Origin of the sequence: uncultured Sphingomonas sp. (genome assembly GCF_913062585.1) — a bacterium.
Taxonomy (GTDB): Bacteria; Pseudomonadota; Alphaproteobacteria; order Sphingomonadales; family Sphingomonadaceae; genus Sphingomonas.
Genome location: NZ_CAJXWX010000023.1, coordinates 58,863 through 69,947, shown reverse-complemented (window position 1 = coordinate 69,947; position 11,085 = coordinate 58,863). Strand labels below are relative to the sequence as shown.

At 66.5% G+C, this 11,085-nt stretch carries 9 protein-coding genes; 3 read left to right on the top strand and 6 right to left on the bottom strand.

Features of this window, described 5'->3' with window-relative positions:
* The first annotated feature begins 74 nt into the window (after positions 1–74).
* Complete coding sequence (locus QZ546_RS14230) at positions 75–1,205, top strand: GNAT family N-acetyltransferase (RefSeq protein WP_294238838.1); 1,131 nt, start codon at positions 75–77, stop codon at positions 1,203–1,205.
* A 3-nt stretch (positions 1,206–1,208) separates the two neighbouring features.
* Here QZ546_RS14230 and QZ546_RS14225 read toward each other — a convergent pair whose 3' ends face one another.
* The 3 genes from QZ546_RS14225 to QZ546_RS14215 are packed head-to-tail and all read right to left on the bottom strand — an operon-like array spanning position 1,209 to position 5,707.
* Positions 1,209–2,873 (bottom strand): hypothetical protein, encoded by a 1,665-nt coding sequence (locus QZ546_RS14225; protein ID WP_294238835.1) that lies wholly within the window; start codon positions 2,871–2,873, stop codon positions 1,209–1,211.
* A 10-nt stretch (positions 2,874–2,883) separates the two neighbouring features.
* Positions 2,884–4,455, bottom strand: a complete 1,572-nt coding sequence (locus QZ546_RS14220) for a hypothetical protein (protein ID WP_294238832.1) — start codon at positions 4,453–4,455, stop codon at positions 2,884–2,886.
* Between the two features lie 31 nt (positions 4,456–4,486).
* Positions 4,487–5,707: an argininosuccinate synthase gene (locus QZ546_RS14215; protein ID WP_294238829.1), complete on the bottom strand. Its 1,221-nt coding sequence runs from the start codon at positions 5,705–5,707 to the stop codon at positions 4,487–4,489.
* 146 nt (positions 5,708–5,853) lie between these two features.
* Here QZ546_RS14215 and QZ546_RS14210 point away from each other — a divergent pair, with 146 nt between their 5' ends.
* Complete coding sequence (locus QZ546_RS14210; protein ID WP_294238827.1) at positions 5,854–6,231, top strand: EF-hand domain-containing protein; 378 nt, start codon at positions 5,854–5,856, stop codon at positions 6,229–6,231.
* Positions 6,232–6,501: 270 nt separating this feature from the next.
* Here QZ546_RS14210 and QZ546_RS14205 read toward each other — a convergent pair whose 3' ends face one another.
* Together QZ546_RS14205 and QZ546_RS14200 are read right to left on the bottom strand one after the other, a co-directional pair.
* Positions 6,502–7,866, bottom strand: a complete 1,365-nt coding sequence (locus QZ546_RS14205; protein ID WP_294238825.1) for an ammonium transporter — start codon at positions 7,864–7,866, stop codon at positions 6,502–6,504.
* 14 nt (positions 7,867–7,880) lie between these two features.
* Positions 7,881–8,219 (bottom strand): P-II family nitrogen regulator, encoded by a 339-nt coding sequence (locus tag QZ546_RS14200; RefSeq protein ID WP_294238823.1) that lies wholly within the window; start codon positions 8,217–8,219, stop codon positions 7,881–7,883.
* A 673-nt stretch (positions 8,220–8,892) separates the two neighbouring features.
* Between QZ546_RS14200 and QZ546_RS14195 the strand changes: the two genes are divergently transcribed.
* Positions 8,893–9,168 (top strand): hypothetical protein, encoded by a 276-nt coding sequence (locus tag QZ546_RS14195; RefSeq protein WP_294238822.1) that lies wholly within the window; start codon positions 8,893–8,895, stop codon positions 9,166–9,168.
* 62 nt (positions 9,169–9,230) lie between these two features.
* Here QZ546_RS14195 and QZ546_RS14190 read toward each other — a convergent pair whose 3' ends face one another.
* Positions 9,231–10,589: a M48 family metallopeptidase gene (locus tag QZ546_RS14190; RefSeq protein WP_294238821.1), complete on the bottom strand. Its 1,359-nt coding sequence runs from the start codon at positions 10,587–10,589 to the stop codon at positions 9,231–9,233.
* Positions 10,590–11,085: the final 496 nt, after the last annotated feature.

Below are 11,085 nucleotides of genomic sequence, written 5' to 3'. Positions count from 1 at the left end.
GCAGAAGACGGCATACGAGATCTAGTACGGTCTCGTGGGCTCGGAGATGTGTATAAGAGACAGATCCCCATGCGATGACCACCGCCGTCGCGCGTATCCTCTCCGGCGTCTCCGCCCTGTCCCCCGATCGGTGGGACGCCTGCGCCGGCACCGCCAATCCCTTTGTAAGCCACGCCTTCCTCACCGCGCTGGAGGAATCGGACAGTGTCGGCGGCCGCTCCGGCTGGACGCCCGCGCCGATCGTCATCGACGGGCCGGACGGCCATCCCGCCGCGATCGCGCCCGCCTACCTCAAGGCGCATAGCCAGGGCGAATATGTCTTCGACCATGGCTGGGCCGATGCCTGGGAGCGGGCCGGGGGGCGTTATTATCCCAAGCTCCAGATCGCCGCGCCCTTCTCGCCCGTGCCCGGGCCGCGCCTGCTGCTGCGCGATCCCGCCCTCGCCCCTGCGCTGATCGCGGCGATCGAGGCGGTGACCGACCAGAACGAGCTGTCCTCCGCCCATGTCACCTTCCTCGCCCCCGACCAGCTGCCGCATTTCGAGGCGGCGGGCTGGCTGATCCGCGAAGGCGTGCAGTTCCACTGGCGCAATGACGGATATGCCAGCTTCGACGACTTCTTGGACGCGCTGGCCAGCCGCAAGCGCAAGGCGATCCGCAAGGAGCGCGCCGCCGCCGTGGAGGGGCTGACCATCCGTCACCTGTCGGGCAACGACATCCGCCCCGAGCATTGGGATGCGTTCTGGACCTTTTATCAGGATACGGGCAGCCGCAAATGGGGGCGCCCCTACCTGACCCGTGCCGCCTTCGACCGGATCGGCGAGCGGATGGGCGACAAGGTGCTGCTGATCCTGGCGATGCGGGACGGCGTTCCGATCGCGGGGGCATTGAACCTGATCGGCGCGGATACGCTATACGGCCGCTATTGGGGCGCCACGGAGGAAGTGCCCTTCCTCCATTTCGAGCTATGCTATTATCAGGCGATCGACGCCGCCATCGCGCGCGGTCTGTCGACGGTCGAGGCGGGCGCGCAGGGCGAGCACAAGCTGGCGCGCGGCTATGTCCCCGTACCGACCTGGTCGGCGCACTATATCCCCCACCCCGCCTTTCGCCGCGCCGTCGCCGAGTTCGTAACCCGCGAGCGCGAGGCGATCGCGGCGGAGAGCGACGTTCTGGGCGAGCTCACCCCGTTCCGCCGGGGGTGAGGCTTATTTGTTGTCCTGGTCGGCGGTGGCGCTGCGCCGGGCGGGGGCGCGCTTGTCTTCCTCGGGCAGCGGGCGGCTGAGCATTTCATAGGCCGCCGGGTCGATGATCGGGCGGCGATCGTCGATGCGGTAGAGCACGTCGCGGCCCGACCGCCAGATCGGCGTCAGCCCGCGCGTCAGCGCCTCGTCATAGCGCGGCGGATGGACCAGCCAGACATAGTCGAACGCATCGCGCGGCAGCAGCTTCAACGCGGTGTCGATCGGCCGCCACCATTGCCCGCGACAGCGGATCTGGGTCACGATCTCCGACGGATCATGCGCGAACCGCTTGGCGGGGGCGTAACGGACGGTCAGCAGCTGGCCGCCCGCCATCGACCATTGGTCGTTGGCATAGGCCAGCTTGCGCTCCAGCGCGAGGCCCGCGACATGCTCCAGCCGGCTCGATGGCCAGACATCGGCGCAATATTGCCGGCCGACAAAGGTCAGCAGCCGCGCGCGTGGCGGGACATGATCGAGCGCGCTGAGCACCCGGTCATAGTCGTTGCTGTACATCACATAGCTGACCGTGGTTGCGCCAATGCGGACGACGAAGAACAGCAGGCCGACCACCGCCAGCGTCGAGGCACCGCGCAGCGACAGGCCCCGCCGGGGCCGCAGCGCGATCAGCGCGATGGCGAGCACATAGGGGGCCAGCCGCATATCGGCATAGGCCGATCCGAACACGACGCGCGGCAGCAGCAGATAGACGACGAACAGGAACGCCGCCGACAGGACCAGATTGCGCGAATATTCGACCCGCTCGTCGCGCACGCCCTTCAGCAGGACGAGGAACAGCACCGTGACCGAGGCGAGGTCGAACGCCATCCAGCGATCGCGCAACACCATCGTCACCCAATTGATCTTCCACCGCCAGTTGAACCAGTCGGTGGTCTTGCCGGTGACGTCCGCGCCCGATCGCCACAGCACCATCAGCGCCATGGGAACCGCCAGCGGGACACAGCCGAGCCCGGCATGGAAGGCCGACTGGACCCAGCCCTTCACCCCCGTCGCGCCCTTGGCCCGGTGGATGTCGTGCTGGCGGATCAGCTCGGCGGAAAAGGCCAGCACGCCCAGCACGCCCCAGCCGAACGTATGGGCCACCCAGAGCAGGCAGGACAGCGGCACGAACAGGATCGCCCGCGCCTTCACCGCGCCCAGCCGCCCCATGCGCAGCCATAGCGCGAACAGGTTCAGCGCCAGCGCCATCGCCATCGCGAAGTTCACGAACCCGAACTGGAAGGGATAGCTATAGGCGAGCGGCAACGCGAACAGCGCGGTCGCCGGGATCCGCCCCTGCACCTCGCGCGCGATCCACAGCAGCCCGGTGACGGTCAGCACGGGGATCGCGATGACGATCAGCTTGACCGCCAGCTCCAGCCCGAAGATCGGCGCCAGCGGCTCGATCAGCAGGTCGATGCCGAGATTGCCGATCATCTGCCATTCGAAGCGATACCAATGCGCCAGCCAGGGCTGGTTGGCATATTCCAGCTGGACGCGATAGCGCCCCATATGGCCCGGCAGATCGACCAGCGGCGGCACGGTCGGCCAGAGTAGCGGCACGGCAGCGAGCAGCGCCATCGCCGCCACGAACCACCGCGTCTGCCACCAGTTGAGCTTTCCCCCATTCATGGGAAAGTGCCTAGCGGACCGAAGGGGCGTCCGACAAGCACAGCCCGCGTCGAACGCGATAAACGGCGGAATCGCCTTGCGCCCAGATCGGGATCAGGTCGGGAGAACGGGCTCGCCCGACCGGGAAGCCGACCGTCCAGACCGCATCGAAGGCGCAGCGGTTGAACCGACCGATCGCGGTATCGAAATCGGCCGCCTCGTCCAGCGCCGATGCCACCACCAGTGCGGATGGATCGCGGTCGAAGGGAGCGGCATCGGGCACGATGGGACGAACCAGCTGCTGGCCCGGCACCGCCCATTGCGTATTGGTGAACATCCCCGCCCGGGTGATCGCCAACCCCGCGACGTGCAGGCGCCGCGGCGAGTTCCATCGGCCCTCGCTCATGACATTCGCCAGGACCAGCACCTTGCCGCCGGGCGGCAGGACGGTCAGGGCCTGCAACTCCCGCTCCTGCGCGTCGGCCAGCTGCGCATAGCCAAGGGTCGTACCGATGATACGGGCCAGGAAGAACCCCGTCGCGACCAGCGCCAGCCCTGCTCCCGATGGCGCTCCAGATGGTTCCGGGCGCACGCGGACGGCGAGCAGCGTCAGCATGACCGCCGGGGCCAGCATCCGCATGTCGAGATAGGCGCCGCCGCGAAACAGATAGGGCAGCCCGAAAAAGATCGCGACGCCGATCGCGGCCGGCACGCCGAGTATGGGCGCGACCGACAGGCGGCGCGACCGGACGACCGCATAGGCGAACAGGATCAGCACGCCCAGCGCGGCCAGGTCCCACGCCATCCAGCGATCCTGAAAGAGGGTCAGTATCCAGCGCAGCTTGTTCTCGATCGACCAGATCCCGCTATCCCCGGCCACCCGATCCCCGCCGGGCTTGAACATCCACAAGGCGGGCAAAGCCATCGGCGCGACCATCAGCGCCGCACGCGGCACGCCCCTGCGCCAGGACTGGCCGCGCTCGATGCGCCGCCCCAACTCGATCCCGAACAGATAGACGATCAGCAAGGCCCAGCCTAAGGCGTGACACAGCCAGAGCAAGGGGGCGACGATCGCGAACGCGCCGACCCGCCATATCGGTCGCTGCCTCCGTGCCAGTCGCAGCCACAGCGCTATGGCCAGCAGCATCAGCGCCTGGGCGAGACAGAAATTGACGAACCCCATTTGAAAGGCCGGGCAATAGGCCAGCGGAAAGGCCAGCATCGCGCTGGCCGGCACCCGCCCATGCGCCGCCCGGGCCAGCGCGATCATACCCGCCACGGTAAGCGGCGGGATGGCAAGGACGGCGATCTTCGCGGCCGGTTCGATACCGATGCCCAGCGCGTGCAGCGCCAGCACGACCGCATCGACACCCAGATTGCCGACCATCGCCCAATGGACGGCATAATAACGGGACAGCGGCCCCCGCCCCGCCTCGGCCAGGATGGTATAGCGGCCGATATGGTCCCCCATATCGCCCAGCGGCGCTACGGCGGGCCAGAGAAGCGGCAAGGCCGAAACGAGGATGCAGAACACAAGAAAGGAGCGGGACTGCCACCACAGTCCCGCTCCCTGGCATGTCGTCCCGTCCTGTCGGCAATCCATGGTCACGGCTCCTGTCAGGACGGGGATGGGATCAGTCGCGGTCGCGACGTCCCAGCAGTCGCAGGCGCAGCGCGTTCAGCTTGATGAAGCCCGCCGCGTCGCGCTGGTCGTAGGCGCCCTGATCGTCCTCGAAGGTGACGACCTTTTCCGAATAGAGCGAATAGGGCGACTTGCGCCCCGTCACGATCGCCTGGCCCTTGTACAGCTTCAGGCGGACGGTGCCGGTCACCTTCTCCTGGCTGTAGTTGACGGCGGCCTGCAGCATCTCGCGCTCGGGCGAGAACCAGAAGCCGTTATAGACCAGCTCGGCATAGCGCGGCGCCAGTTCGTCCTTCAGGTGCGCGGCGCCGCGGTCGAGCGTGATCTGCTCGATGCCCCGATGTGCCAACGCATAGATGGTGCCGCCCGGCGTCTCGTACATGCCGCGGCTCTTCATGCCGACGAAGCGGTTCTCGACCAGGTCGAGGCGGCCGATACCGTGCTTGCGGCCCAGCTCGTTCAGCTTGGTCAGCAGGGTCGCGGGCGAACACGCCTCGCCGTTCAACGCGACGCCGTCGCCACGCTCGAAGTCGATGGTGATCGTCTCGGGCATGTCAGGCGCGTCTTCCGGGTTGACGGTGCGCGAATAGACATAATCGGGAACCTCATCCCACGGGTCCTCGAGCACCTTGCCCTCGGACGAGGTGTGCAGCAGGTTCGCGTCGGTCGAGAAGGGCGCTTCGCCGCGCTTGTCCTTCGACACCGGGATCTGGTGCGCCTCGGCGAATTCGATCAGCTTGGTGCGGCTGGTCAGATCCCATTCGCGCCACGGCGCGATGACCTTGATGTCGGGGTTCAGCGCATAATAGCCCAGCTCGAAGCGGACCTGGTCGTTGCCCTTGCCGGTCGCGCCATGGCTGACCGCGTCGGCATTGACCATCTTGGCGATCTCGATCTGGCGCTTGGCGATCAGCGGCCGCGCGATCGAGGTGCCGAGCAGGTACAGCCCCTCGTACAGCGCGTTGGCGCGCATCATCGGGAACACGTAATCCTTGACGAACTCTTCGCGCAGGTCGTCGATGAAGATGTGCTCGGGCTTCACGCCCGCCATCTCGGCCTTCTTGCGCGCAGGCTCCAGCTCTTCGCCCTGGCCCAGATCGGCGGTGAAGGTCACGACCTCGCAGCCATAATGCTGCTGCAGCCACTTGAGGATGACGCTGGTGTCGAGGCCGCCCGAATAGGCGAGGACGACGCGCTTGATATCTTCGCTCACGGCAAAGTCCTTCGGATGAGGGATGGATTTGCCTCGCGCCCTATGCGCTGTCGCGCGCCCACGCAACCTTCGGTTGGCTTGTTCATTGCGGCGACAGCCAAAGGCCGTCAGGAGCGGCCGGGATGATCCGTTCAGGAGTTTTGCGCATGACCCGTTTCCTCGTCGTCGGCCTGGTCGCCGCCTCGCTCGCCGCCCCCGCCCTGGCACAGGACACCCGCGCCTCGGCCGCCGCGAAATTCTCGCGCGAGTTCAAGGCGCGCGACACCAATCATGACGGCGTGCTGACCAAGGCGGAGGTGAAGGCCGCGATCATGAAGATGGGCAATGGCCAGCGGAAGATCGACGACGTCCATGCCGCACGCCTCGCCGACCTGTGGTTCGGCAAGGCCGATGCCAACAAGGACGGCAAGGTGACGGAGGCCGAAGCCCAGGCGCTGCTGTCGCGCACCTTCGACGAATATGAGGCGGCCAAGGCGGCGCAGGCGCAGCAGGCGGGTCCGGCGGCGGGTCCGAAGGGGCGGTAAGGCACCCGCCCCCTACCATCCTCCCAACCTCCGTTCAGCCTGAGCGAAGTCGAAGGCCACGCCCCACCCTCCGGGTAAGCAAATCCCGAGCACTTCGACTTCGCTCAGTGCGAACGGAGGGTGGGCTGACTTTCCACCCCGGCCTTCGCCATGGCGGTGCTGTCTTCCCGCAAAACACAAAAAAAGGCCCGGTGCGTTGCCGCACCGGGCTTAGGTCGTCCGCAGGAGGAACGTCGTGGGGTGCGGGGGTTCTGCTGCCCCCGCTCCCGATCAGTTGTAGGCGCGCTCGCCGTGCTCGCCGAGGTCGAGGCCTTCCTGCTCGACTTCCTTCGAGACCCGCAGGCCGGTCAGGGCCTTGGCGACGAACATGGCAATGATGGTGCCGATGGCGGCCCAGACGATGGTGGTGGCGACCGCCTCGATCTGCACGAGCAGCTTCGGGCCGATGGCGTAATCCGCCGCACCCGGACCGCCCAGCGACGGCGCATAGACCACCGCGGTGCCGATCGCGCCGATCATGCCACCGATGCCGTGGACACCGAAGGCGTCGAGCGCATCGTCATAGCCGAGCTTGGGCTTGAGGACCGACACGGCATAGAAGCAGACCACGCTGGCGATGGCGCCCAGCACGATCGCACCGAACGGGCCCGAATTGCCCGCCGCCGGGGTGACCGCGACCAGACCCGCGACGATGCCCGAGCAGAAGCCCAGCGCCGAACCCTTGTGACCCGCGACACGCTCGGCCAGCATCCAGAACAGGCCGCCGCTGGCGGTCGCGACGAAGGTGTTGATCATCGCCAGACCCGCCGAGCCATTGGCCTCCAGCGCCGAACCGGCGTTGAACCCGAACCAGCCGACCCACAGCAGGCCGGTGCCGACACCCGTCAGCGTCAGCGAGTGCGGGGGCATCGGGGTCGTCGGATAGCCCATGCGCTTGCCCAGGATCAGCGCGGCGACCAGCGCCGAGACACCGGCGTTGATGTGCACCACCGTGCCGCCCGCAAAGTCGAGCGCGCCCGCCTTGAAGAACAGGCCCGACGATGCCCACACCATGTGCGCGATCGGGAAATAGACGATGGTCAGCCACACGGCGGTGAACGCCATGACCGCCGAGAACTTCATCCGCTCGACGACCGAGCCCAGCACCAGCGCGGCGGTGATCGCGGCGAAGGTCATCTGGAAGCAGATGAAGACATATTCGGGGATTTCGACGCCCGCGGTGAAGGTCGCCGCCTGGCTGGCGGGCGTGACACCCTTCAGGAACGCCTTGCCGAGGCCGGAGACGAAGTTGGACGCGAAGCCCGGCACGTCGGGACCGAAGGCGACGCTATAGCCGTACATCACCCAGATCAGCATCGCGAGGCAGGCCGCCGCGCCGATCTGCGTCATCGTCGACAGCATGTTCTTCGCGCGGGTCAGGCCGCCATAGAACAGCGCCAGGCCCGGCAGGATCATCATCATGACCAGCACGGTCGAGGTGAGCATCCAGGCGGTATCGCCCTTGTTCACGGTCGCGGCCGGAGCGGCGGCCGTCGGCGCCTGGAGCGCGGCGTCCTGGGCCCAGGCGGGCAGCGCGGCGAAGAGCGACAGGCCGAGGCCCGCCGCGCCGGTCGCCAATTTGGTGACGTGCTTCATCGAAATCCCCCCTCTCAGAGCGCCGAATCGTCGGTTTCGCCGGTGCGGATGCGCACGGCCTGGCCGACATCGAGCATGAAGATCTTGCCGTCGCCGATCGCGCCGGTGTTCGCGGCGGCCTGGATCGATTCGACGACGCGGTCGGCGATCTCGGACGCACAGACGACCTCGATCTTGATCTTTGGCACCATGTTGGTGCTGTACTCGGCGCCGCGATAGATTTCGGTCTGGCCCTTCTGCCGCCCGAAACCCTTCACCTCGGTCACCGTCATGCCCGCCACGCCCAAGGTGGTGAGCGCCTCGCGCACCTCGTCGAGCTTGAACGGCTTGATGATGGCAATGATCAGCTTCACCTACGCCCCCTTTGCGTTACCCTGGGAGCAGCCTAGCAAAGGACGTGCCAGTTTACGTTTTTGTGACTTTTCAGGTCTACCGTGGTGTGGCGAAGGCAATGCCGCGCCACGACCCCATCAATTTTTAGGCAGACTCTGCAGCCTGCCTATTTTTCAGGCAGCAAAGAGACGGGAATCGGGCGAGGTCGCCCGCCGGGGGCGGGACGGTCGGGTGGTTTGCGGGATCGCACTCCGGAAAATGCCCTGCCCCGCCTTGCTGGATCGCAAGTGTGACGCCACCCCCTGTCAGAACGCATCCGACGAAGATCCGGGGCATGAAGGCGTCCGCTTCGCGTAATGCGCGGAATTTTTCCTATCACGCGCCATGATACGGCCGGATTGTGCGACGCATCAATCTTGATACATCATAGGATGTCTTGATGATGAAAGAATGAAGCCTGAGTCAAACCGCCGGATATTCTTGGAATTCGAGATGACATCCATGTCACATCGCCGAACTTGCCCAAGATGATGTTCCAGACCCGACTCAGCCTCGTCCTGAATCGGCACAAGCGATACAGAAGCGTCCCGATCGAGGACTAGCGCGCCATGAACGGGTTTGACGGAAAATCGCCGAACAGGTAAGCTTGGCGTCAGGGAATAGACAAACCGCGGCATTTCAAGGGGTCTGAATATGAAGAAGCTGGTACTGATGACGGCGGCTTGCGCCTTTACCGCCTCCTCCGCGATGGCGACCACGGTGCGTCCGTCGATGGCTGGCCAGACCCAGACCGCCCCCGCCACGGCGGCTCCGGCCGATCAGGCCGCGACCCCGGTGCCGACCGCGGCCCGCCCGACCCCGAAGAAGAAGAGCTCGTTCTTCGGTCTGCCGCTCCTCGGCCTGCTGCTCGCGGGCGGCGCGGCCGGCGCTGCGGCGGCCGCGACGGGCGGCACGGCCAGCCCGCAATAAGAGCGGTCTGCACCCTTGCCGAAAAAAGCCCGCATCATGCGGGCTTTTTTTTGGCTTGAGGGTCAGCTGTGTGCGAGGGCCTGGCCGACGGATGCCGCGGCATTGCCCCGGCTGATCGCTGCCAGATCGACCGCGATCGGGATCGCGGTCGCCCAGGCCGGAGCAGACAAGGACAGCGCGCCCTCGCCTGCGCGGAAAGCGCCGCCATCCAGCGCCACCAGAAGGGCCGGTGCGGCAGGTTCGCACCGGGTCGTCGCCACCTCCGACCGGACGCCCAGGTTGAGGCTCGCCAGGCTGATCCGCCATGGGTCCGCCCCTTGGGACGTCGCAGCGCGTTCGCCAGGAGCGGCAGCGAACGATGCCTTGACCACCATTCCTGGCAAGACGGCCGGTGTCGCCCCATTCGGCGCCACGAAGCCCGCCAGCGACGCCGGCAGCGGGTCGAGCGCCCAGCGGGTGAGCACCGCCTGCCCGATCCGCACCCAGCCCGGTGCCAGCGCCGGGGCATTGCCCGGCACAGGCACGGTCTGCGGAGCGAGGCTCGCCAGTTCGGCGTCGACCAGCCGGATACGGGTGTTGAGCCCGGGATGCGAGATCGCCAGATCGCCGAAACGGAAGGATGCCGAATGGCGCAGGAAACGCTCCGGCGCGGCGCGATCGAAACCGGCGCTGGCGATCAGCCGGACGGCGAGCTGATCGGCGGCGATCTCGGTCGCCTTCACCTTGGCCGATCCGATCCCGAGTTCGGCGAAGAAGCCCGACTTGCCCGCCAATATCTCACTATGACGCAGGATGTTGTGCGCCATCTCGTGCGCCACGACAAAGGCCAGCTCGTCGTCATCGGGGATGGACGCCATCATGCGCGTGGTGACGGCGACATAATGACCGTCGGACCAGGCGTTGAAGGCGCGGCCGGGCTGGACCGTAAACTGGCCGCCGCACCCGGCATCGCCGGTCAGCGTCAGGTCCTGGGTCTGGCCGTCGCGGCGGATCGTCACCGTGGCGGGGCCGGCGCGCAGGGCGGTGTCCAGCAGCGCCAGAAATGCCTCGACCCGACGATAGCTCGCCCGGCGCGTGATGAGCGCGGTGCCGAAACTCTGCATGTCGGTGCCGTTGACCGCGACGATCTCATCCCCGCGACGCAGGCCGGACCGCGCGCCCGCCCCCTCGGGAAGGGTCGCCTGGATGCCGAACCCCTGAGTCAGGCCATGCGCCTTCAGCACCAGCGCCCGCGCGTCCGCGTCGTAACCGGCGATATCGTGAAAGGAGAGGCCGGTCATCATCTCGGGCCGCTCGCAACGATTGGCACTGGCCTCCGCCAGCCGATAGCCGATCGACGCCAGCCGGGCATCGGCCTGGGCCAGATCATCCACCGGTTTGACGGACTCGGCCTGTGCCGCCGACCCCATCACCGAAAGCATCAACGCACCTGTTGCCAGCATAAGCCGGGCAGAGTTGGAGCGACAATCCCTGTTCATGACCAATCATCCTGTTTGGGCACGAACTAGATACACGTGACAACTTAACCATTTTGCTGATCAACATGGTCAGCGCGAACCTTCCGGGGATGTTTAAGCGATCGTTAGCCATGATTGCGCCGCCGATACTTATTGGTTATCGGTGCGTTTACCGCTGCGATTAGGGTATATGGCGCGCCGACCTTGACGGCGGCGGAACCGCCGACTTAGCCGCCAATGCGGGCCGATCGGGGCAGCGCATGGCGGATTTGCGCCCCCGGCGATGCCGCTTGCCCATCGGAGACACGGCGCATCCTCCGCAGGACGGGCAATCCCGGCGGGAAAGGCGCGTTAAGTTTTGAGTGGGTTTATCGGGTCGAAAACCGGGCTGGCGCGGCGCCATCGGGTCGATCGGTGCTGCCAAGGCCCGCGAAAAGGGCCGCTTTGTGCAGGCATTTCG